The 23073-nt window shown below is 53.9% G+C and carries 17 protein-coding genes; 4 read left to right on the top strand and 13 right to left on the bottom strand.

All coding sequences use genetic code 11. The features are described from left to right. Nucleotides 1–46: 46 nt before the first annotated feature. The 13 genes from tagF to tssA form a co-directional block, all read right to left on the bottom strand. On the bottom strand, nt 47–988 hold the full coding sequence (tagF, locus tag MUU53_RS20290; protein ID WP_247262506.1) for a type VI secretion system-associated protein TagF: 942 nt from the start codon (nt 986–988) through the stop codon (nt 47–49). Between the two features lie 2 nt (nt 989–990). Beyond that, complete coding sequence (gene tssM, locus MUU53_RS20295) at nt 991–4488, bottom strand: type VI secretion system membrane subunit TssM (RefSeq protein ID WP_247262491.1); 3498 nt, start codon at nt 4486–4488, stop codon at nt 991–993. Continuing rightward, the gene (gene tssL, locus MUU53_RS20300) at nt 4485–6020 is read right to left on the bottom strand and encodes a type VI secretion system protein TssL, long form (RefSeq protein WP_247262492.1); all 1536 of its coding nucleotides are present in this window, start codon (nt 6018–6020) and stop codon (nt 4485–4487) included. Before tssL ends, tssM begins: the two co-directional genes overlap by 4 nt. Next, a complete protein-coding gene (tssK, locus tag MUU53_RS20305) occupies nt 6017–7357 on the bottom strand; it encodes a type VI secretion system baseplate subunit TssK (protein ID WP_247262493.1) in 1341 nt (446 codons plus the stop codon). The genes tssL and tssK overlap by 4 nt, the downstream gene beginning before the upstream one ends. Further along, nucleotides 7347–8528 carry an FHA domain-containing protein gene (locus tag MUU53_RS20310; protein WP_247262494.1) on the bottom strand — a complete coding sequence of 394 codons (1182 nt, stop codon included), beginning with the start codon at nt 8526–8528 and terminating at the stop codon, nt 7347–7349. Before MUU53_RS20310 ends, tssK begins: the two co-directional genes overlap by 11 nt. Beyond that, nucleotides 8518–9540 carry a type VI secretion system baseplate subunit TssG gene (gene tssG / locus MUU53_RS20315; RefSeq protein ID WP_247262495.1) on the bottom strand — a complete coding sequence of 341 codons (1023 nt, stop codon included), beginning with the start codon at nt 9538–9540 and terminating at the stop codon, nt 8518–8520. Before tssG ends, MUU53_RS20310 begins: the two co-directional genes overlap by 11 nt. 7 nt (nt 9541–9547) lie before the next feature. Next, nucleotides 9548–11329 (bottom strand): type VI secretion system baseplate subunit TssF, encoded by a 1782-nt coding sequence (gene tssF, locus MUU53_RS20320; RefSeq protein WP_247262496.1) that lies wholly within the window; start codon nt 11327–11329, stop codon nt 9548–9550. Continuing rightward, entirely contained in the window at nt 11322–11831 is a 510-nt protein-coding gene (gene tssE, locus MUU53_RS20325; RefSeq protein WP_247262497.1) for a type VI secretion system baseplate subunit TssE, read from the bottom strand. Before tssE ends, tssF begins: the two co-directional genes overlap by 8 nt. Continuing rightward, a complete protein-coding gene (locus MUU53_RS20330) occupies nt 11824–12663 on the bottom strand; it encodes a type VI secretion system accessory protein TagJ (RefSeq protein ID WP_247262498.1) in 840 nt (279 codons plus the stop codon). Before MUU53_RS20330 ends, tssE begins: the two co-directional genes overlap by 8 nt. Further along, a complete protein-coding gene (gene tssC, locus MUU53_RS20335; RefSeq protein ID WP_247262499.1) occupies nt 12660–14048 on the bottom strand; it encodes a type VI secretion system contractile sheath large subunit in 1389 nt (462 codons plus the stop codon). Before tssC (MUU53_RS20335) ends, MUU53_RS20330 begins: the two co-directional genes overlap by 4 nt. A 57-nt stretch (nt 14049–14105) precedes the next feature. Further along, nucleotides 14106–15587, bottom strand: coding sequence for a type VI secretion system contractile sheath large subunit (gene tssC, locus MUU53_RS20340; RefSeq protein ID WP_247262500.1), 1482 nt, complete (start codon nt 15585–15587; stop codon nt 14106–14108). Nucleotides 15588–15686: 99 nt separating this feature from the next. Continuing rightward, the gene (gene tssB / locus MUU53_RS20345) at nt 15687–16193 is read right to left on the bottom strand and encodes a type VI secretion system contractile sheath small subunit (RefSeq protein WP_247262501.1); all 507 of its coding nucleotides are present in this window, start codon (nt 16191–16193) and stop codon (nt 15687–15689) included. A gap of 80 nt (nt 16194–16273) precedes the next feature. Continuing rightward, entirely contained in the window at nt 16274–17320 is a 1047-nt protein-coding gene (gene tssA, locus MUU53_RS20350; RefSeq protein ID WP_247262502.1) for a type VI secretion system protein TssA, read from the bottom strand. Nucleotides 17321–17550: 230 nt separating this feature from the next. Between tssA and tssH the strand changes: the two genes are divergently transcribed. From tssH to MUU53_RS20370, 4 genes are all read left to right on the top strand, one after another. Further along, nucleotides 17551–20322, top strand: a complete 2772-nt coding sequence (tssH, locus tag MUU53_RS20355; RefSeq protein WP_247262507.1) for a type VI secretion system ATPase TssH — start codon at nt 17551–17553, stop codon at nt 20320–20322. Nucleotides 20323–20354: 32 nt separating this feature from the next. Then, nucleotides 20355–20831 (top strand): Hcp family type VI secretion system effector, encoded by a 477-nt coding sequence (locus MUU53_RS20360; protein ID WP_247262503.1) that lies wholly within the window; start codon nt 20355–20357, stop codon nt 20829–20831. 121 nt (nt 20832–20952) lie between these two features. Next, nucleotides 20953–22029 carry a hypothetical protein gene (locus tag MUU53_RS20365; protein ID WP_247262504.1) on the top strand — a complete coding sequence of 359 codons (1077 nt, stop codon included), beginning with the start codon at nt 20953–20955 and terminating at the stop codon, nt 22027–22029. A gap of 5 nt (nt 22030–22034) precedes the next feature. Then, nucleotides 22035–22907, top strand: a complete 873-nt coding sequence (locus MUU53_RS20370; protein ID WP_247262505.1) for a hypothetical protein — start codon at nt 22035–22037, stop codon at nt 22905–22907. Nucleotides 22908–23073: the final 166 nt, after the last annotated feature.

The following is a 23073-nucleotide window of genomic DNA, read 5'->3' on the forward strand; positions in this document are numbered from 1 at the left end:
ACTCCATCGAATCTCGCAAATCCGAAGGAATCATAACCTCTTGAAATCACCCACCTCTTTTTGAGGCAGCCTCTAAAGGACCGTCCATTTCGAACTGATCTGCAAGATGTGTGGTAAGTTTAGCGACCTCGGCTGCCTCTACAGTTGCCCCGAGACCATCCGCAACGGCAAACACACCAGTCCTCGGCGCGGCAAGCACGGCATGTGAATTCACGCGCTGACGGATGCCCGGATGGCTATGGAACGCATGGTACAACTGGAAATCGCGCTTGCTCCTCACAACCGCGGTCTCATTGGTGGCGGGCTCGGATTGCAGCAATGGTGCGAGTGTGCCGAGGTCAATCCGCTGCGTTTCAATTCGATTCGGTAAAATCATACGGAGGAAATCGTCGCCAACCGGCGGCCCTGGCTTTCGGAAACCTTGGATCGTCTTGGTCTCGGAAATGACAGTCCACCAGAGTGATTCCTTTACGGGTCTGGCAGTGCCACGAGGTAGATGATCGGACCCACTAAGCGGACGCAAACTCCGCAGTTGTTGCAAGGCGTCCTGCAAATCACTCAACGAGCTGTCCGCTCGCAAAGAGCGTGCAGAAATGTCCTCAACGGCAGTAAACCAATCTTCATCCTTATACAGCTGAAAGGGATGATGTGCGAAAGTGTGGATTCGACTCATGATCACAAAGGGAAAGTCCCTCCCTACACGATCGACGCTGGGAACAAGTACGCCCGCCAAAGCCTGACCGGACCATAGACCCTCCTCTATGATAAAGCGCCAGGATGACATTGCCTTGAACTGAGCGTGCCACCCAGGCCCCAGGTTATCCTTCGCCGCTTGTAGACCGGATTGCAGCCAATCCTGGAGGCGGCGCTGCAACTCTACTGGCAAACCCCAGGCAATAAAATCGCCATGGGTTTGCAACTTTCCAAAAAAGCCACACCGGTCAACCTCACCTTTCGGAGTAGTCCTGGCAGTACTGTTCAATGTCATGATCAAAACTGTCTCGGGCAGCGGAAAGCATCCAGCGCAGGCAGCCGGAATGGGTTGAGCACAGAGCCAAACTGGACATCGAATTCCGCGGTCTGGTCGCCTTTCGTAAAGGTCGCCCGGAACAGATTGGACTGACCTGATTGGCTGAGTTTTGCTTGGTCGAAAAGGCGAAACGCTGACCAGTCCCCTGTGATCGTCATAGCCTCTTGCCAGCCGCCAGGTTGGAACGCCAACCGAGAGCTCGTAACCGATTGCGCAGCGGGCCAAGTGATGGATTTCGAAAGCACTGGACCATGAAAATACACAACCTTCTCACCACCAATTTCAAGCATGACCGCATTGGCGGTCTCGCTCAAAGTGACCGGTGTGATGTTGATCGATACGGCCGGCTGCCGGGCTCCATTCGGGAAGAAAGCACGAGTGATTTGGTCGGCTTTTTCGAACTCGGCAATCGCCTCGCTTGGCAGGCTGGCGGATCCAAACGTACCTTTCCAGCCCCATGGAGATGAACCGGTATCGACGAATGGTTCCAGATTATCCTTGAAAAAGCTTTTCAAGAGCCCGTCGGGCGCAAACAGCCGCACGAAGTCGCTCATTGCGACGTCAGTCATGGAGCTTCGATCGAACGGATAGCGGCCCCCGACGGCATTGGAGCAATAATTGGCTGCTTCGCTAACCCATATCTCTGCAATTCTCGTGCGAGCGGAACGCACAGCCAGAGAACCGATGTCGGCGGCTACGCCTGCCATCCAGGAGTCAAGCGGTGCAGGGATCTGACGAGCCTGCTGAAGTAAATCCTGGTTGGCAATCGTCAATTGGCTATCGACGTCGAACACCTTCGCCAAAGTTGCCGTGGAACTGGATGCACGCGACAACTGATCACGTAACTTCTGGAGTGTCGACGCAAGTTGTAGAAGCGGCTGGTTTCGTTTATCGCCAGCATCTGCGCCTACGACCGAAGTGGCATTTGGAGAGGAAGGTCCTGCAATCCAGTTCCGTAGATTGGCGTAAAGATCAGGCAGGTTCGATGATGACCTTGTTGTATCATGTATTGCATCGTTGGCTGGAGTGATAGAACTGGTTAGCATGTGATCTTCTGGAGTCAGATCGGTGGCGATCGCAATCGAGCGCGCTACTGCCTCTACCGGGCTGGGATCGACGGATAGGAGCCTTGTCATCTCTGCAGCCTCAGAAATCGTTCGCGGCACCTTCACACGCATGTCACCGAGCAGGATACGCCACTGAAGTTCAAAATCGGAAGCATAGAGCTGAAAGCCCGCTTGAGCGATCTGATCGACGGAGGTTTCTGCGGGATTGGAAGTGCCCCGAACCCATTCCTCCGCAATTGCATCACGTGCGGCCTCGTCAAGTCGTGGCAGTACTACAGTCTGGTAGCCCCGAGCCGTCAGCAAGCCTGACACAGGGACCCTTAAGCTAACTCCGGATTTGCGTTCGAACGCCTGCTCGCCGAGCGGCCCCAAAGCGGTTGCCGGCGTCCAGCCAGGCAAATTCCGCGTTTCGGGAAAGTTTTTCAAGATGTCATACGCCCGAGACGCGATGGAAACGTCGCGAATCTTGCCACGCGCTTCTGCAATCAAACGATTGTCCAGTTCCATGGGCGGCATTACACCATCCAACATAACCTTTACATGGCGCTGGAGAGAAACTCGTGTTGCGGTTCGTGCCTCTCCAGGAAAAAGGACGATAAAGAGTGCTTCTGCCCTTTGCTGGGCAAATTCACCGTCCATCGGGCCAAGACCGCCCAACATGCCGTAGAACTTCAACGCAGTGAATATCTTCTGCGAGTCTTGCTCGTTCTGTAACTCATTCTGCAATTGAACCATCAACCGCGGCAATAGAAGTGCATTGAGTGCCCGTTGATAGGCCTCGTGTTGGTACTTTTCGACCTTTTTTTGCTGATCGAGACCAAAACTGAGCGGCCATTTTCGAGCATCTTCGAAACTGTCTGGCACCGATGCGATAGTGTCGAGTGCCGGTAGAATGCGCAGAAAATCCGTGTCCTTTACGTTCTCGGTCGGGATTCCCCTGGCCAGTTGCTCAAAGGTATCGAGACGACGGTCAGCACTAGCGAGCGCTGTCGTGTTTTGCCAATATGTGGCGATCCAGCTCGCCGTCACCAGCAAAACAACCGCGGTGGCCACAGCATAGATAGAACGGCGGATGAACAATTGTCGACGGCTCAGGCGCTTGTCTCTCGCTACAAGAGACGCTTCCTCAAATATCACTTCATGGAGTAGCCGTTTCAGAAAATAGCTCCGGCGCGGACGAGGTGAAGGAACGTTTGCGGCCGTATGCGTCGGCTGCGTTCCCGAGGCGAGATAAACGCCGCGAACCAATGGCGGCTCAAGCAGCTTCGAACCGGCTACGAGCTCTGCCATTACACCATCCAACCGCTCTTTCAGAAGGGCCAGTTGTGCCGGAAACCGGAAAATCCGCCCACGGATTTCGGCGTTCGGCTCCTGTTGAAGACGCTCTAGTAGCAGGGAGTTTATGCGCTCTTGTAAAAGGGAAAATTCTGTATGGAATACGGGAGACAGATCGACAGCTTTTTCGCTCGTCTCCAGATCGAAAGTCATGCCCCAGACCTGCTCCCGATCTGACTTGCCAAGGCCGTCGAAGAATTCGACGAAGCCGGTCAGCAAATCGGCCTTGGTCAGTACAATATAGACTGGAACGCGTACGTGCAGTTGCTCAGTTAACTCAGTAAGGCGTTGACGAATAATGCGAATTTCTTCTGTTTGAGCCTGCGGATCCCGTTGCAGAAGATCACCGATGGAAAGCGTAACCAGCGCTCCGTTGATCGGCTGCGAACGACGATACTTCCGCAACAAACCAAGGAACCCCTCCCACCCGGCTTTGGCACTGCCGTTCAAATCGTCTTGCGTCGTGTAGCGACCGGCAGTATCAATGAGAATTGCCTCATCGGTGAACCACCAGTTGCAATTCCTCGTGCCCCCAATGCCTTGTACAGAATTGCTTCCCAAGGCATCGCCAAGCGGGAAATTCAGACCAGAGTTGGTCAGTGCAGTCGTCTTCCCGGAGCCCGGCGCGCCGAAAATGACATACCATGGTAACTCATAGACGTAGCCAAAGCGCCGGTGTGTGACACGGCGCAAAAGTGCCAGTGCCTCCTTCAGTCGTTGATGAATTTCAACAACTTCGACGCGTTGACTCGCCTCTGCTTCTGCCTCGGCGCTTCGCTCAATGCCATCGACAAGCGCAGAATCCCGCTTACGGGCGCGCACAATTGATATGGCAATATAAATAATCCAGCCAAGAGCCAATAGAGCTATCGCTACAAGTCGCGCGTTGCCCGTGGTAAGTGGCTTCCACTGGCCGAAAGCCAGCAGATAGCCATAAAACCATACAATGACACAAAGCGCGATAAGCCAGATGATTGAGATGAAGCGCCTTCCCAGCAGTCCGGCATATGCATCGACATAGGATCTTATGGTATAGAAATAGCTGAGCGGGTTCATTGCGCCTCACCCGATGTTGGTTCCCCAGAGGGTCGACCCTGCGTTATGACAGTCGGTGCTGTTATGCCCGCCCGGTCCAAACTTTGGCGCGGATCGGTCAGAACAAGAATTTCTGTGCGGCGATTCATCTCGCGCCCCTCAGCAGTATTGTTCGATGCTATGGGATCGCTGTCAGCGCGCCCTTCGGTCAGGATGGCATCTGAGCCCGTGTAAGCAGCCAGGATTTCACCGACAGCCTTCGCTCGCGCCTCAGACAGATGCCAGTTTGAGGGAAACTGCAGGGTTCGAATTGGCGTATTATCTGTATAGCCTACGACAACAGCGCGGAACTGTTCCGCCGATAGCGCGCCACCGATCCTCTCCAGCAAATCCCGGAATTTTTCGCTGATTTCGGCACTACCAACTTCAAACAGCCCGGAGTTATTGATCCTTATTCGCAGTCGCCCATTCGAATCTGCAAGAGTAACAAGCTTCTTTTCTACTTCGGGCTGCATAAACGTCAGAAGGTTCTGGATCGGGTTAGGCTGCGGTCGCTCTTCCACCTTAGGCGGTGGCGCCGCGACAGTTGCCTTGAACTCGACAACAGGAGCCTTTTCTGGCACCGGTGGTGGCGTGGTCATTGCGACGCTCACCCCGCCTCGGGGAGGCAGGTTCGCCAATCTTCCTAAGGTGCCATCGGATACACTATTGAGAGAAAATGTGAAGAAGACATAGCCCAGTCCGAATAGCAGCACAACAATGGCGAGCACGGTCCAAAGAGCGGTAGCCGTCTTCAAAGGTTTATGCCGCGCAGAAACTCCTTTCCAATGTGGCGAAAGATCTCGCTCAAACACACCGTATTGACCGAGCAAAGTCTTATAAAGACTGTCTCGGACGCGTCCTAGTTCAAGAGTCCCGCGCGCTGAAATCCGCATTCGCCCTTCGAATGCCAGAGACAGAGACAAATAGATCAGAAGCAGAATATCCTTGGAGGTGCCGGGTGCCTGTTGAAAATGATCCAGTAAATCAAATACCCGTTCACCACCCGTCACATCCAAATGAAAGGTCGAAACAAGGCCGGAACGCGCCCAACCTGCCGTGACACCCCAGGATTTGCTGAGAACGACATCGTCCAAAGTTGCACAGACGATATAGTGAGCCGCTCGCGCTCGTTCCGGAGCTATCCGGGCGCTCGCAAGATCCCGCTCGTATCGATTGACTGCATCGAACGCGACCCGTCGAAGTTCATCAACATCCGGCGGTTCCACGGTGTGACGGATTGCATGAGAGAGATGGAGAAGCGGCGCGGCGGAACGCACAAGCGTTGGCACCTCATCACCTGACAACTTAAAGTCCTGCACCACCTTTTCGGGCGACCAACCGCCGACAGTAACGGCATGACCTTTTCGCCCTGCATCGACGGCCGAAACCCCGACGATATCATCGAGCAACTCCCCAATTCTGGATGCCGCCAAGCGTTTGCTCTCGCCCTTTTCGTTCAGCTCCACGATTGTTGGCAGGTTTTGCCAAGATGGACTGCTATCTTTGCTCATTCTCTCAAGGCCCAAAGTTCCATTTCAAGACTGCGGAATTCGCCGGACAAATGAAGGGCGATAGCACCGGAAGTCTCGAGCTGTTTCCACAAGGGGTTTTGCGTATCGAGTTCGAAGTAGATCGTGCCGGAACGATAGGGCAACTGACGAGGTAGCACCGGTAGCGGTCGGACAGGAATACCTGGAAGCGCAACATTGACGAGCTCCGCGATCCGCTCGACTGGCCCTACCTTTATTTGCGCAGGAAGCTTGCGTCTTATCTCTTCTGCAGACATGTCGGCACGCACTGCAAGAACGAAACCTGCATCCTTCAGCAGTGTACGATCGTAAATTGTACCGACGCGTACACCATGACGGCGCTCGGAAAGCTCGATGGCCACGGCTGATTGCTCCAGAACCGCAGACAGCGACGTCCGAAGATCATCGAAGACCGCTGCAAAACTGGCCTTCAGATCGTCATGACGATATGGCGGGAACTCCGTCGCCCGTTTACGGTCTGTCGTGAAAGTCGCTAGTTCACCAGCAAGCTGAATGCAGAGCTCGTAGAAGCTCATGGGATGGATGCGCGTGGCATTCAGTGACACATGCAGCAGGAGCGGGTCAGCACGATTTAGGATCTGCAGGAGAAAATAGTCCCCAACCTCTGCGGTTCCGCGAATGGTCGGGTCCCCGATGCGATCGGCAATGGCTTCTGCACGGTGTCGCACGATGCCAAGAAGCTCTTTTACCATCTCTGCTAGCCTAGGTTCGGCTGCACAATTTAGGCTCGGTGCCAGATAATCGGGGTCAAGAACGACGGCTCGATCGGAGCGGACTTCAACGACGCGCGCAACGCCGATGAGATCGAAACCTGTCAGATCATCTCCCGTTTTCAGATAGCGCAGATTGAGACGGCCAACATCGATTTGCGCCATGAAATCGGTTTCCACATTTGCGTCAGGAGCTTCATAGGGTGACGCGACGTGCCGAACCTGATGAAGGGAAGCACTCTCGACCAAGGCCGTGTCGGCTCTTCCCGGCTGACGTGTCGGCAATGCGAGATAGATTATGGAGTTCCTGATGCCCTCCTCCAGTTCGAGCGCTGGGGGAAGATCGCAGTCCGCGGGTGCCTCGAACGAGGTTCCATCCGGCAAGATGCCCCGAAGATTGCTGAGAGCAAACCGACCGATTGCAAGGGCACTGCGATCAATCTCCATGGAAGCTAGGCCCCATGGATAGGGTGCAAGCGTCCGCATTGTGGTGCTTACCAAACGCTCCGTCCAACGATCAGCCTGCTGAAAATGCTGAACCCGGAGAAACATACCCTCACTCCAGGCGACTCGATTCTCATATCTCATCAGGTCTCTTTCCTTCTTCAGAGGCGTCTCTCAAGCCTGCCCTCTCTTCCTGTTCCCCGGTCAAATAGGTTGCACGTAGCAGATCCGCGGCGGAGACTACCCGCCCATCGGCTTCAAACTGACGTCTATAGTGGCGCCAATAACTGGCGTTGCGGAAAGCTGCGAAGGTACGCCCGGCTTGCACATCAATCCGGGCTTCAAGCAAACGGGGATCAAATAGATGACCACTTTTCTCGAACAAATGTTCAAGGGCTGCATTCAATCGTAACTGACAGGCAAGAAGTTTCTCTAGGCGTACATTAAGCGCGCCCTCATCTTCGCATGCTGGTTCTCTGCTCAAGGGTCGCGCCAAAGGAATCTGCAGGGTGCCGAAAGCCTGTTCCATTGCCACTTCCAGCTGTTTCAGCTGGCTTGTCAATTGAGCGATGTTTGCAAAGTCGGTTGCAAATGAGTTACTTAACTCTGACGTCGACAGCTCCCCTTGAGTTGGATTTCCGGTCATACTCCCGGAATTGCCGATGCGATTGACACTAACCGACACCCGCGTTGCGGGTGAGTGCTCCAGCGCATGGGCGATTCTGTTATCTGTTTCGGGATCTTCCCACCAGTTATCCGGCAGCAGTTTGCCATGGAGATCGTGCCGGGGAGGACCAGGCCATCCAATGGAGACATTTCGCGACGAGGAGGCATCCGATTTCGGCTGCTGAATAAATGCAAAGGGATCTTCCAACTCCCGCGGACCGAGAACTCCGTCCGCCATGTGACCTGCCGGAACAATATCGGACAGAATGGAGGAGACCGTGAGGCTCTCAGGACTCAGAGCGAGCCTACTGTCCGGATCCTCCTGCCGGGCCTTGGATTCCCCCTGTATTGTGACCGTGAACGAGAACGTTCCAAGCGCTATGACACTCGCGTCATGCAGTTCGGCTTTCGCGCCATCATGCAACCAAACGCCGTCGACCTGAGAGCCGTTAGAACTCCGATCAAGCAGCACAAAACTGTCACTCTCTCGCTCGATCAGGCAGTGGATATTGGAAACCGACCTTTCGTTTTCAGGCAACTGCCAGTCGCAATCGATCGAGCGACCAATTTTGCGGCGTCCGCGTTCCATAATCCAGCGATGAGGCAGCGATGATGGGTTCGAGGTCTGAGGTATCAGTTCAAGACGCATCCCGGATCTCCGTCCTGGCTGCTTCCACGAAGCGCGCTTGTATCACCGCATCGCCACAGTCCTTCGTTACTGGTTGCGAACGCGTCCAACAGTTCCAACCAAGCCTCGGTGGATCTCCGGCACGACCCAGCTGTGATTCCGGTACATCAAGTCTGCACAAGATGACTTGAACGTCAAAGTCCAACGCGGGACCGACATACAACCGAGTCACCGCAACGACTTCACCCAGAGTTTTGGAGTCTGGTTTAAACCGCAGGTAGTCCGCATATCTCAGGGGACCGATAACGATACGAAACGCTCCCGTTAGATCTCGCAAACGGCTACCGGCAGAGGCATTGACACCAAGCACCAGGCCCTGTGGCTGGTCGAAACGGCTCATCTCTCTGGCTGGCATCACGAGCCAGCGGAGCTTGAATTGCTCTATTTGCACCGGTACTCCGGTCAACTCTTGCAACATGGCTCTCAAGCCAGATGCATGGCGCGCGCGGTCAGCAAAGAGGCCAGAGAAGCGCAAGACGAAATCGCAGCCGACATCGGTGCGATCAATCGTATTGTGGGTACCAAAGCCGCCCAGAGACAAAAGGATGCGAAAAAGACCGCTCTCTCCCCTGTGGCTTTGCCAGCGCATCCAGCGACCCAGGCGATATTTCTCCACGGCATCGGCAAAGAGTTCGCTTAGACGACCATTGAAAATGTCGAGAAAAGCCGAAAGAGACCGTGAACGTTGCCGCTCCTCCCGCATGATCAACTGATCATAAGATGGCGGCAGAGATCCGGCGGGACCGCTCAGGCTTGCCAGCAATGACCGAACCCGGTTTCGATGCTTGCCACGCTGGAAGCCGCCGATCGATAGCGCTGCAGGGTCGACACCGATCGGCGCCACGATGTCCAATCCCATAGGGCTTGCCGCCTGCGCCACACGCAACGCCGTCACAGGATCGAATAGGTCCGGTTCTCGAATGAGCTTTTCCGCGAGAACGTCATATTGATGATCAGCTGATGTTACGTCCATCACCACCTCACAGCAAGGGACGTTTAGCGGCACGAGCAGGCCAGCGGCCTACCGGTTCGGATGTACCCTTCATCACCACCGTCAGGCGCGTAAAGCTGTTGATGGACGTATAAAGGCCGAAGAACCGGTCCAAAACCGAGCCGAACATAAAGGCGGCAGCCTGATCGATCACATTGGGATCAAAGGTCAATTTGATGTCTGTGCCGGGCACCATTCCGCCGTGCGGCATGCGAGCAAGGGATTGTTCGGCGCTGACTCCAATAACGGCATCACCGAAAAGGCGGGTCTCTGGACTGTCCCGGAAACTGTAAAGGGAGAGGATATCCCTGAGCGCGCCGCCGTTCCTATCGACCAGAGATAGGTGGTTGAGCAGCAGATGAGATATCAAGCGCCAATTTCGACCTTCGCGGTCATTCATCCGCACAGTGGGGGTGGGCGGCATCAAGGCCTGAAGCCCAGCAACCGCTTCATGTCCTGATGCCAGTTGGAGATGCGGATGACTGCCGCCAAACGGCAACTGTTCGGGAAGGTTGCGATTCAGACACAGAGCGTTGACACTGGCCACCGTATCCACAGGACTCGCATGACGCTGTTTGCGATCAACGAAGGAGATGTCCGTATCGCTTGTACCGTCCTCCTCCGTAAAGCGCCGTATAATTTGCCAACAGGTTGTGGAGCCATCATTGCGATGGGAACGTCCAAAAAATGGTTGACTGATTTCCTTGACACCCTTGGGAGTTGTCAGTGTGACGTTCTCGACCGCATAGATTTCGCGGGTCTGCTGGCGCCGCGAATCGGCCAGCAACCGATATTCACTTTGTGTGCCGTCTATGGTGATAGGCTCGCAGGCCTGGTGAAACAGATTGATGATCGGTACTGCATGGAGGGTAAAGTCGCGAGCGGAGACGGTACGTTCGAGATTGGGGCTCGCCTGATTGAGATAGATGAAGATCTCAAGTTCGTCCTGCTGCCAGACATCAAGACCGGATAGTTCAATGAACAAAAACTTCTGCGGCAGAATGAAGAACTCTGTCAGTAAACGGTAACCCTCAAAACTCGGCGCAGGATAAGGTAATAGCGCTTCATCATCTGCAAACCCGGTCGGCTCAAGATGTCGTGCAGAGAGAATTTGGGGGTGCAAATCTCCAGGGTGACGGGCCAAGGCAAGGCCGACCGTGTGATTGCACAAAAGCTCATGGAGCTGAATCGCCTGCTGCCAGGGCGAAGCAATATGAAAACGCAGTTTCGTGATCCCGAGACTTCTCAACGGCTGACGCGCGTCGCGGCTGCGCAAGGAAAGCCGTAGACAGCTTGTTATTCCGGCAAACGGTACGGGCGGGCCATCGATCGGCTGGCCGATTAGGCGCGCAGCCGCAAGTTCGATTGGAGCTATGCGTACATCGCAGCTCGTGCGGAAACGGCAACTTTCACCGTTGAGGGGTTCTGTCAGGATCTCCGTAAATCGCGGCAAAATCTGCTCGCTCGTCAATGTGCGGGCAGGCTCTATCTGAACGATCGACATGGATGGTATAGGCGCCAGATAGTGAGGATATAGTGTTTCCAACAGGCTGGTGGTAAGTTCCGGAAACTCGTCGTCCAACTTCTGACGGACGCGCGCTGCGGAGTAGGCGAAACTTTGTATAAGACGCTCGACATGAGGGTCGTCGACGACCTCACCCGTCAAGCGTAAACGGCCGGCAATCTTCGGAAAACTTTCAGCAAAGCGGCTCGCCCGCTGGCGCAAGGCTGCAAGCTCTTCATTGTACCTCGCTAGAAAGCCCTCAGCCATCGCTACCCTCCACCTTAAAGCGCTGCGAAGACGGATCGATCACAGACTCGAAGCTGATCGGCGGCATTCCCTCATGAAGTCGGAAGCTTGCCTCTATACGCATTCGAAGCGCACGTGCGGTGAAGCTTCGGTTTTTCAGAATCGTTACGCGGACGTCGGAAAGTCTTGTCTCAAACCGGCTGATGCTGCGTTCAATCGAACGTGCAAGTGACAGTTTGGCTTCGTCTGTCATGAGATTCGCCGACACCGCGCCGTCCACACCGAACGTACACAATGAATTTTGAAGTTCAGGATAGGCTGTGGCAGGAGACCGTACGCACCGCCGCGTATTCAGGAGCAATTCCAAATCCCGGCGTATGGCCTCACGCATCTCGCGAACCTGATTTGCGTAGTTTGCAGGGGGGTCGGCGGGACTGGAGGGTGCATCGTCCAACAACCGGTCCAACACGGAGCGAACAACTTGCCGGTTGGTCATCCGATAGCGTGAGAGGGGATCAGGCATGAGCGAGCTTCCCGATCACAGCATCGGCTTCTGGCGAAATACCAGTCAGTTGCCGGATTTCGTTCAGCGACAGCAGGTCATCGCCCGCAAGAAAGCAGCGTTGCCCCTGCCCTACCGTCAGACCAGTCGGAAGCTGCAGCCACTCGGTCGAATGCCCAATGAGCATCAACGGATCCTTCAATTCAGGCTGGTAATAGATCGCGGGAAGTAGAACCGGTGCGACAGCTCCGTCGATCAGGGTTAATTGGGCAGGACGGAACGCTATGTCACGAAGGCGGGTCACCGGCTCGATGTTCAATGCGGCTATTCGCAGGAAGTCGATCCAAAGATAGGCGCCTCCGGACATGATCACCTCCAGCGCATGCGGAATACGGTCATCGAGATCACGGAATTCATCGAGGTCCGTCCCGTTGCAACGGATCGGGCGTTCACCGCGCAGATCCTCCAGATCGTTCAAGGCCGCGATGGTTGCATGGCGATCACCATCGCGGTGGGCCAACGCCAATTGGATTGCCCTCCGATCACATTCGGTAGGTCCGCCAGGGAACTCAGGCAAGGCGCCCGCATCAAACCATGCATTGCGAGCAGCCATGCCACGCAACTGGTTTCGCAAGAGCGCAAATCCCATCACCTTATCTGGCTGGAGGGTTGCGGCAATACCACACTGATGATCGGCACGTTCAAAATCACCCGTGATGATCAGCAGGTCTATGTAGAGATTCCTTACATCAGCGTCTGATGGTCTTTCTCGCACTGCAGTTTTGACCTGCTCCAGCGCCAGCTCAAATTTGCCATCCACAACGAGTGCTGAGATCTGCTCGAACATGCTCATGCGGAAATCCTTTCGCGGGGGTTTGGTCTTGCCTGCGCCATCCTGTCTGAATTCGTTTCAGCGATCAGATGGAAACTTGTGGAAATATCATCCAGCTGAAAATGGGGCTGGAGACGCACCGTGCATGCGAAGCTTCCCGGTTTCCCGGGTATCTCGGACACAGAAATGCCTGCAGAGCGCAAAGGATAGCGGATACGAAGCGCAACATCCGCATCGTCGTTGCCGAGTGTGTAACCCGTCAACCAGTCGTTTAGACGGCGCTCGAGCATACGTGCATCAGTAAGATTACCGATCTCGTCGCGCATGATGACTTTAAGGTAGTGGCTGAAACGCGAGGCGCACAGGACATATTGTAGCATTGCCGCGAGCCGTGCGTTCTGCCTTGCCTGGTCACTCGAATAGTGCGGATGAGCATGCAGCGAAGGGTTCGAATTGAAAATGGCGTTGGCGGTAAGATAGGTGGTGCCGATGGGAATAATGCCCAACTCTCCCAGTTGCTGCTCCTGGGAGCTCGAAAGCCTGACTTCTACAGGCGGCTGGCCGCCAAGCCCGTGACTCTCAATGCCTGGATCTAGCGGTGCAAGCTCGTCCGAAGAAAGGAACCCGCCATCCATAGCATCCTGCGTAACGCCACGAATATCGGCAAACCAACCGGATTCGATGAAATTGCGGATGATGACCGTGCCAAACGCAAACGCTCCATTGCCCCAAAGCAAATTTTGCAGATCATCGCCCAGGCGTTCCTGGAACGGGAACGGATCGGCACGTCGCCGATCGTGCCGCTTCAGGGGCTGACGCATAAGGACACGAGGAGCCACAAGCCCGAGAAAACGCGACTCGTCGCTGGCGCGCAGACTGTTCCAACGCAGCCTTTGCGGGTCGGTCGACAGCCAACCAAAATCACTAATCCGGCTCAATTCAGAAAATGTCTCCAGCCCTACAGACTTCGGCGTCGCACCTCCGATCAGAGGGCAAAAGGCAGCGGCAGCCAGCATCCCCAAATGAGCAAGTGCGCCCACAGAATCGGAGGCGGTAGGCTCTTCGGGAGAGAAATAGAAATCGGCGACCAGAAGTCCAAATGGCTCGCCGCCCGGCGTTCCAAACTCCCGGCTGTAGACGAGTTCAAACAAATGGCTCTGATCGAAGTCGGCAGCACGATCCAGCGATCTAGACAGCTCGTTCCAGCAGAGATTTAACAACTTGATTTTTACATCGCTACCGCGGGAGGCCTGGCGCACAAGCATATATAGTCCCCGCCAACGTGCCTCCATCGCCTGAAACTCGACATGGTGCATTATTGCATTGACCTGAGCATTCAAAGCTTCGTCGATCAGGCAGATCAAACAATCTGCAAGCCGACGATTGTCGTAACCGGCGTCCAGCATCTGCTACCCTCGCGCGCGAGATTGATGGTGGATGCTGCGAGACATCCACCATCATAATCAGTTTTTCGACGGGATACGGGCGACCATCCGAAGCGACGTGGTCAGTTCTTCCATCTGCAACCAGGGGCGCATCCAAGCGACGGCGTTGTATGAGCCGGGACGTCCTGGAATTTCCTGCACGGTGACCTTCGCATCCCTAAGCGGATATTTGGCGCGCGACTCTTCCCCAGCGTCGTCATTGGCGTTGACATAGTTCGAAATCCAGCGGTTAAGCCAGGATTCGCAATCTTTAGCCTCCATAAAGGAACCGATCTTGTCGCGCCCCATGACTTTGAGATAGTGGGCGAAACGCGAGGTCGCCATCATATACGGCAATCGTGCAGACACCGCTGCATTCGCTGTTGCTTCCGGTCGATCGTAGAGTTTAGGCTTATGCGCTGTTTGAGCACCGAAAAACACAGCATAATCTGTGTTCTTGTAGTGGCAGAGTGGAAGGAAGCCAAGCTTACCGAGTTCTGCATCGCGGCGATCCGTTACGCCGACTTCTGTGGGGCATTTGAGATCGAGATCGCCATCGTCGCTTGCAAATATGTGCATTGGGAGATTTTCCACTTTCCCCCCGTTTTCTGCGCCACGGATGGCTGTACACCAACCGCTTTTGCCAAATGCGTCAGTCAGTCGGGTGCCCAAGACATAGGCTGCATTCATCCAGCAGTAGGAATCATGAGGTAGCTCGCCGGTCGTTGAGCCGCCGGTCTCATCATAATTGAAGGCGTCGATCGGGACGGTCTTTGGACCATACGGCATCCTGGAAAGAACACGAGGCAAAGCCAATGCGACAAACCGGGAGTCATCGCTTTCACGGAAGCTGCGCCATTTTGCGTATTCGACTGTGTCGAATATCTTTTCCAGATCCCTAGGCTTTGCCAATTCGGTAAAGTTTTCAAATCCGAACATGCGTGGGCTCGCTGCCGAAATGAAAGGAGCAAAGGAGGCTGCCGCAATCATCGAGACACCCTGCAGCAAATGCACGTCATCGAAGGAGTTATCGAACTCGAAGTCGCCGATCAGGGCACCCATAGGTTCACCGCCAGGAGTGCCGAATTCATCTTCGTAGATCGATTTGAACAGGCGTGACTGGTCGAATTCCACAGCCTTTGCAAGATCCTTAGAAATTTCGCGTTTAGATGCATTGAGGACGCGGATTTTAAGGTTGGCGCTTGTTTCCGAGTTTTTCACCAGATAATTCAATCCGCGCCAGCTACCTTCAAGTTTGACGAACTCGGGGGTATGCATGATTGCTGCAAGCTGTTGCGAGATTGCCTGGTCGATTTCGGCAATGGCGTTATTCAGCGTAATTGTGAGATTGCGATCATAGGATACGGTCCCCTTTAACGCCTGATCCGTCAGCGTGCGAAGCAGATTCTGGGCTCGAGTCGGTTCGGTCTGCCTTGTCGCCGCCACGACTTTGCTAAGCAAATCTTGATCTTGCACAAATGTCGATTTCTCAGGCGACTTTGCTTGGGTCTCGGCACTCATCTCGTCATCCTCTTGGTCGACTGCGAGGGTCTCCTCGCTCATAATGCTTGTGAAACCGGAACAGATCGTGTTACGCTGTCCGGTCTGGAGAGCCCTCCGTCAGGAGGAACGTGATTTCTCGCCCAGTTCTGCTACAAGCTTCGCCAGATCACCCTTGTTCTGTAAAATTTCTTCCAGCAACCGCTCCAATTCTTCGGAACGATCTGCCTTGCTCATGAGGTCGCGCAATTCGTTACGCGCATCGAGAAGAGCTTTGAGGGCGGGCACCTGCTCGACGATCGCACCGGGTTCAAAGTCCTCCATTTTCTCGAATTTCAATGACACATTAATTTGCGTGCCGTCGTTCTGCAGGGTGTTGTCGACGGTCAATTGGAGACCAGGTGTCATCCGGCGCATCACATCATCAAAGTTGTCCCGATCGATCTGCACGAATTTCCGCTCGCCGAAGGGCTTGAGCGGCTGGCTGGGATTGCCAGAAAAATCGCCCAGTACGCCAACAACGAAAGGCAGTTCCTTGGCAACCATCGCGCCTTCGGTTTCGACCTCATACTTGATATGGACCCGCGGCTTTCGGACACGCTCCAGTTTCTCATGCACACTTGCCATTTGAACATCTCCTTCCTGCGCAGAGGCAGTTTGATCCAAAATTCGCCATGCTATGCGGCACTGCTCGTTTTCAATTCATTTCAGCCCGAATCTGCAGATTTGATGCCAGCAGCCATGAGCACCACATTCCTTTGGTGAGTGTCAGGCAGGAGCTCAGCCAAAAGTTCCGAAAAGCCCATGCGCCCTCGGCGAACAAGTGTTTCGATCGACAGAGACAGAGGCGAATGCGGTTCGGTCTTTTTAAAGTAACGCGCGACAGCGAGGAGAATATCAAAGGCTTCCTCTCGCGAAGAAATAACATCGACCGACAGTAGGCGCGAACTGGCGAGCTTCGGAACCAGATCACAATCCACCGCTGCCGCGCCATTGCCTGCTGGTTTCCCCATTTCATCCTCGGGAAAACGGGAAAGTACCCGCAGCGCAGCAGACGCCTCCCTCAAGACGTTGCGTGTATTCGAGCTTGCGGGGGCAAGGACGCCACATCGCTGCTCAAGTATTTCGGTCATTCGGTCGAAAAGCGAAATACAGTCATCGAGCGCCGTTCGTTGCTCTATAATATGAGCGACATTCATATTAGAAAATGCATACTCGAGTTCATCTCGCAGACCATCTGCACCCGGACGTTGCGAGACCTGAAAATCCCAAAGCGTGAATTGTCCAAATTTCGCGTTAGGAACAAGTGGTGTCAATCGGATAGCCTGAATCAGGGTACCTTCGCTCGCAACTCCGTTGAGCCCAGCAAAAGGCGCAAAGCGCTCTTCTGCGTCGTCATTGGCAATGGAATGAAGCGCATCAAAGTGATGTTCTAAAAGCGACACGGTGAGATCATATACATCCCTCAATCCGGCATATCCACGTAGCCGAATCTCGGCCTCCGTTAGCCAGGCGAGAACCTCAATATCCTTGCTCATCGAAGATAAAATTTGCAATCCCAGATTGCTAACCTCCTCCCAAAACGGAGAAAGACTTACATTTTCACCGGGGTTAATCATGCGCTCAGCAGCTCTCGCATTGCTCCTGGCATCTTTAATTCTAAAATATACTTCACGAAATTGAGTATTATCTCGGATATTTTCTCCGCATGGATGATCCCTACTGATAGATAACTTTAGATCCGCAAGATTCATAACACACGATCCCCGTTCTGGAGAGTTTAAACGCCGGCGCAACGCATATTGGCGAAAATTTATCTGCAATCAACCCCCTTGGGAAGATGTCGAAATCATGAAAAACTTTGAAATTTTCTAATAATAGGCAGGGATCAATTTTTTCTCTGGACAGATTGGCCTCTCGGCCCTAGGTCTTTGCGCACAACCAATGCGTGGGCAAAAGCTTCGAATTGAACGGAGTTCTGTGTATGCCGTATATCGATTTGGAACGTCTCGTTAAAAGACTGGAAGGTCCAGGGCGCGTCGCTCTTGAAACAGGCGCATCGACCGCTGCACGTTTGCAACATGCAACTGTGGACCTGGCTCATTGGCTGCGAGGACTTCTCGACATTTCAGATTTGAGCTGGCTCTTCACAGAAATAGATCTCGATGTGGAAGCTTTACGCCACCAGCTGGACTCATCAATTGCCGATGTGGGTCGGGTCGACAGTGCTTCGTTGGTGTTGTCGCAAAACATACTGACAGTGTGCCGCGAAGCTTGGCTCCTCGCCTCACTGGAAGGTGGGCGTGAGACCATTACCGTGAGCGACCTGCTTACGGCACTTGTCGAAGAAACATCGCTTCGCGCCTATCTACGGGGCGCAGCTCCTGCCCTGCTTCGTCTAGATCGTAACCGTCTCGATAGGATCAGGACTTCCACCAATGTCGCCTCGCGGACCGGTGCAGAAACGGCATCAGAAACCAGCAACCCTCAGGGTGACAACGAATTTTTGAGACTTTACACTCGTGATATGACGGCCGACGCCAAATCCGGGAGACTGGATTTAGTAGTCGGTAGACAGCAGGAGCTACGAGAAGTCGTCGACATACTTATGCGGCGACGGCAAAACAATCCGATCCTTGTCGGCGAACCGGGTGTTGGCAAGACTGCGATCGTTGAAGCCCTAGCGATAGGAATCGCCAACGGTGAGGTACCGGCGCGGCTGCGCGATGTGCGCTTGCTCCTACTCGATCTGACTCTCCTTCAGGCTGGTGCCGGCGTGAAAGGTGAATTCGAGCGAAGGCTGCATGGCATCGTCGATGCGGTCAGGCTCTCACCCGTACCAATCATCCTATTCGTGGACGAAGCACATGGTATGATAGGCGCTGGCGGTCAACCTGGACAGGGCGATGCTGCAAACATTCTCAAACCGGCCCTCGCACGGGGAGAATTACGAATGATTGCCGCTACGACATGGAGCGAGTATAAGCGGCATATCGAAAAAGATGCGGCGCTTACACGTCGCTTTCAAGTTGTCCAAGTACTCGAACCAGACCAAGACTCTGCCATTCACATGGTTCGGGGCATTGCTTCCGGACTCAGGAAGCATCACGGCGTACGCATCAGAGACGACGCAATTCGTGCAGCAGTGGAGCTGACCGCGCGGTATATCCCAGCTCGGCAACTGCCCGACAAAGCAATCAGTGTGCTCGATACTGCGGCGGCGGCTGTCGCCATGGCGAGACAAACTACTCCTGCTGCATTGGCAGATCTTCGTAACGACTTACAACTACTCGAGCATGAGCGAGACCTACTGGATCGGGAGCCAGACTATGCAAGCAACGTGTCGAGACAATTGCAAATTGCTGGGGAAATCACTTCCATCGGCGAAAGCATCCGAGCTCTTGAAACCAAACTGGAAGCAGAGATTAGGCTTTCTATAGAGGCAGACCAAATTGAAGATGCAATCAGTGGCCGTGAGAGCGGACCGCCGTTATCGTCGAAACACAGCAAGACAGATACAAACGTAACGTCTCTCGCGCCAATGCCACGGGCTCGTGATGCTCTCCTCCAAAATTTCCAGCAGTTGGAAAAGGCACGAGCGGATGTTGCCGGCGAGAACCCGCTGGTTCCTCGGGTGGTCGACCGTGACGTAGTTGCAAATATCGTTTCGCGTTGGACCGGGATCCCTGTGGGTAAGCTTTTGTCAAACCAGATTGCCGCTGTCCAGACGCTTGAAGATCAATTGAAGCAACGTGTGCTCGGTCAAGAGCATGTGCTGTCTCGAATTGCACAAAGCATGCGCGCAACGCGAGCTGGAATATCCGATCCTGCTCGGCCACCCGGCGTGTTTTTTCTTGTCGGGATGTCGGGTACCGGCAAGACCGAAACGGCATTATCGATTGCCGATTTGCTGTACGGCGGCAATCAGTATCTTACGGTCATTAACATGTCCGAGTTCAAGGAAGAACATAAGATCTCCATGCTGCTAGGTTCGCCACCCGGGTATGTCGGCTTTGGCGAAGGTGGAGTTTTAACAGAAGCCGTCCGTCGCAGGCCATACGGCGTGTTGTTATTAGACGAAATCGACAAAGCGCATCCTGGCGTCCAGGAGATTTTCTACCAAGTCTTTGATAAGGGGACACTTCGAGATGGCGAAGGTCGAGACATCGATTTTCGCAATACCACCATATTCATGACGGCCAATTCCGGTTCAGAACTGCTTTCGGCACTCGCATCAGACCCAGACACCATGCCTGAAGGTGAAGCCTTGGAAGCAATGCTCATCCCGGAGCTGCAGAAATATTTCAAGCCTGCGTTTCTGGGTCGAACAACGATCCTCCCGTTCATGCCCCTGACCCGAGAGAGCATGCTCGGTATTGTCGATATCCATCTGGATCGAATCGCAAAGCGTGTATCACAGAGTTACGGCGCTCGCGTTTCTGTCGATGATAACGCTCGGAATACAATCATGTCGCGTGCGCGCCTGAGTGAAATGGGCGCGCGTGCAATAGAGGCCATGATCATGCGTGATCTAATGCCCACTCTCTCGTCTGCCCTTCTCGATAGGCTGACGCGGAAAGAAAAAATCCATGCAATCGATATCCGGCATGACGGGCAGAACTTCCAGGTGGAAGTTGGCGGCCGTGAAGCCGTCAGAGAATCCGAAGACGCTGCTCACTGCAGGGCTGCGGATGAAGTAGCCCCAGCGCCGAAACGCGCGAGGGGAGGAGCACGGCGCCGCACAGCCGAGCCGTGAAATACAATGTTTTCGAACAGGAGATTTGACGCATGCCAATATATCTGCAAATCGACGGTATTCAGGGTGATGCAACACACGAGCAGCATCGCAAGTGGATGGATATCGAAGCAATCCATTGGAATGTATCCCGAAATATGAACACCGCAGCGGGATCTGCTGCAAATCGTGAAGCCTCGGAACCAACTGTCTCTGAGGTAATTCTGACGAAGGTCAGCGATTCCTCCTCGACTAAGCTGTTTCAAGAGGCGTGCTCGGGTCGTACAGGCAAGCGAGCGACCATTCATTTGGTCACGACGGGCAATCCGGGCGAAACGTATATTGAATACATGCTCACGAATACACTCCTTGCCAGCTATTCCATCGACTCGAACGGTGATCGCCCGATCGAAACGATCAAGTTGAACTTCACAAAAATGGAAGTGAAGTACACGCCATTTGATGAGAACCAGTCACCGCAGTCTCCGATGATCGCCTCCTACGATCTGGCCACGACAAAGGCGGCCTAGTCCGTTGCATGGATGGCGTCGAACGTTGTTCGGCGCCACCTCTGATGCCTGGTTCGGTCTATCTTGTCGGCAGCCACGAGGTGACTCTGATTGAATTTTTGGAGAACATTTGGAGAATATAATGCCTTCAGCCACTGAACGCCTGAATGCAGTTCTGATCGAGCTCCCGAAATACCGATCTCAATGGCAGCTAAATGTCGCCAGTCCCTATGTGCGCGCATATGATCTGGCAGTTGAAAACTACGCTCGAGAGAAAAAATCACAGGCTGAGCGTGATCGGGCTCTAGCGGAATTTTTTGTCTTCGGTGCCTCTATCCTGACGGGCAGCGTGATGATGGCAGCTTTTGCCTCGAACTCTGTCCATGTGCTTGCAGGCCGCGCCATGCTCAATATCATCTGCAACAACAATCTCAATCGGACTTTTGATCTGCTGCATGCCAAGTCCAAGAACAAAACGCTTGTTTTTGCGCTGGGCGGCATGCTGGATCAGGCCAAGAAGCTTGCTGATGAGCATGTCAAAAAGGCATCCGAAAGCTTGTTTAGCAATGCTCCGATGGCGTCGGCCCCAACATCCGTGAATTATCTTACTCGCATTGATGATTTCATTAACTCAAGCCATGTGTGCACTCACGCATTTTTGCAGGGCGTGCGTGACGACAAATCAATTTCTGAGAAAGAGAAAAACCAGCTCGCCGATCTCGCCACCTGGATACCCTTTTGCAATCCGCCGTCTGGTCGGAGGGTGGATGAACAGATACTCTCCCAGAAGATGGAATTGTTGTTCTACATGACTGCGGTACTCGATTCAGATCGTCTCGTGGTCTATGCGCCTGCAATGGGCGGCACAACATCTGGCAGCGGTAGAGCCACTGAGTTTTCTCGTAAGTCGATTGCCGCGATGCCGTCAGATTCCAATTACCTCAAAGAGGCGAATCCACGCTTCACGGGCCGTCCCTTGCAACCCTACGAACCCGGCCAACGGATCGAATTCGATAATCTTGGTTGCGGCATCCGCGATCGGATCAACATGCTCAGCGCCTTGACCGGCCAAGGTCAGTTCTATCCGTCGCAGGGCTTCCCCGAAAAATATCTTGCTGATCCCACAGGTATGTCACAGCTGGCTAAAGCGGAACAGGTAATTACTCGGCTTGCGACCGATGCGCGGCCCAAAAGCCTTACCGATATCCGGATGATCTGATCACCATGATGGATGGAAAATCTTACGTGATAGCAAAAAATATACCTGTCGAGGACGATGTTCGCCTGCCGATGTCTGTCACGCACGTTGTCTGCACAGGTCTGCTAATATTTGTTCTAGCCACAAATAGCACGCTTGCAGCCAATATCGATCAAGATCTTCTAAAAATCGAACAGGTCGAGCTACGTCTTCAGTCTATACCTGATCTTGTTCAAGACGACATCAAAGAACTGGCGGAGTCGGAACTTAAAGAGATCATTCGTAAGATATATAATCCTGCGCAGATTACGGCGGATCTCGCTAAAAGGCTAGAGCAGACCAAGAAAACCACAATCAGTCCAGAAACGGTTGAAAAGGCAGTTGCTGCTTTCCTGCAAAGCCGCTCGCATCTCGACGCCATCTATGAGAATTCGGATCAGCAGGCCGCGGATAGGCTACAGGCGCGCCTTACCATCCCAAATGTCGGATCAGAGATTGAGAAGCTATCGACCAGCATGGTTTCGCCGGAACTGGTTCGAGAAACGGCATTGATCCGTCAGGTCATTTTTTTCCAATGTAAAAGCACCGATGGCAACCTGCAACTCAAACAATTACAGGAATTGGCAAAGGCAGAGCGAAAGGCGGCCTTGGCCCGCGCTATTAACATGCTTCGGAACAGTTCTGTTAACGAACAACCGTCGTCTAAAACGGACGCCGTTTTGGCAGAACTTGCGCAGGGGAGGTCCACTCTGGCCGGTTTGACGCAGCCCGATCTTGAAACGCTATTGGCTTTCTTATTCCAGCGAGGCAGGCAGGGCGAAGCGAGACACTTTGCTGCAAGCCTACCGGTCTGCCTCGGACCAAGCCAACCTTCAGCTTCTAGGCTGGTGCATGGATAACTTATTTCAAGACACGAAACACACATTGGCGCCGCAACGTTGAAGGGTCGCTGACTTAGGAACCAGATATCATGACCGACGACCAAACATCCGCCGATTTCATACAGGCGAGCCGCGTTCTCAAGGTCAAGTCGCCGCTGGGTGAGGATCAGCTGCTGCCGGAGCG

The organism is Affinirhizobium lemnae (assembly GCF_022968395.1).
GTDB classification, from domain to species: domain Bacteria; phylum Pseudomonadota; class Alphaproteobacteria; order Rhizobiales; family Rhizobiaceae; genus Neorhizobium; species Neorhizobium lemnae.

Coding starts and splice junctions, on each gene's coding strand:
- tagF (WP_247262506.1), bottom strand. CDS start 988: ATGACATTGAACAGTACTGCCAGGACTACTCCGAAAGGTGAGGTTGAC.
- tssM (WP_247262491.1), bottom strand. CDS start 4,488: ATGAACCCGCTCAGCTATTTCTATACCATAAGATCCTATGTCGATGCA.
- tssL (WP_247262492.1), bottom strand. CDS start 6,020: ATGAGCAAAGATAGCAGTCCATCTTGGCAAAACCTGCCAACAATCGTG.
- tssK (WP_247262493.1), bottom strand. CDS start 7,357: ATGAGATATGAGAATCGAGTCGCCTGGAGTGAGGGTATGTTTCTCCGG.
- MUU53_RS20310 (WP_247262494.1), bottom strand. CDS start 8,528: ATGCGTCTTGAACTGATACCTCAGACCTCGAACCCATCATCGCTGCCT.
- tssG (WP_247262495.1), bottom strand. CDS start 9,540: ATGGACGTAACATCAGCTGATCATCAATATGACGTTCTCGCGGAAAAG.
- tssF (WP_247262496.1), bottom strand. CDS start 11,329: ATGGCTGAGGGCTTTCTAGCGAGGTACAATGAAGAGCTTGCAGCCTTG.
- tssE (WP_247262497.1), bottom strand. CDS start 11,831: ATGCCTGATCCCCTCTCACGCTATCGGATGACCAACCGGCAAGTTGTT.
- MUU53_RS20330 (WP_247262498.1), bottom strand. CDS start 12,663: ATGAGCATGTTCGAGCAGATCTCAGCACTCGTTGTGGATGGCAAATTT.
- tssC (WP_247262499.1), bottom strand. CDS start 14,048: ATGCTGGACGCCGGTTACGACAATCGTCGGCTTGCAGATTGTTTGATC.
- tssC (WP_247262500.1), bottom strand. CDS start 15,587: ATGAGTGCCGAGACCCAAGCAAAGTCGCCTGAGAAATCGACATTTGTG.
- tssB (WP_247262501.1), bottom strand. CDS start 16,193: ATGGCAAGTGTGCATGAGAAACTGGAGCGTGTCCGAAAGCCGCGGGTC.
- tssA (WP_247262502.1), bottom strand. CDS start 17,320: ATGAATCTTGCGGATCTAAAGTTATCTATCAGTAGGGATCATCCATGC.
- tssH (WP_247262507.1), top strand. CDS start 17,551: ATGCCGTATATCGATTTGGAACGTCTCGTTAAAAGACTGGAAGGTCCA.
- MUU53_RS20360 (WP_247262503.1), top strand. CDS start 20,355: ATGCCAATATATCTGCAAATCGACGGTATTCAGGGTGATGCAACACAC.
- MUU53_RS20365 (WP_247262504.1), top strand. CDS start 20,953: ATGCCTTCAGCCACTGAACGCCTGAATGCAGTTCTGATCGAGCTCCCG.
- MUU53_RS20370 (WP_247262505.1), top strand. CDS start 22,035: ATGATGGATGGAAAATCTTACGTGATAGCAAAAAATATACCTGTCGAG.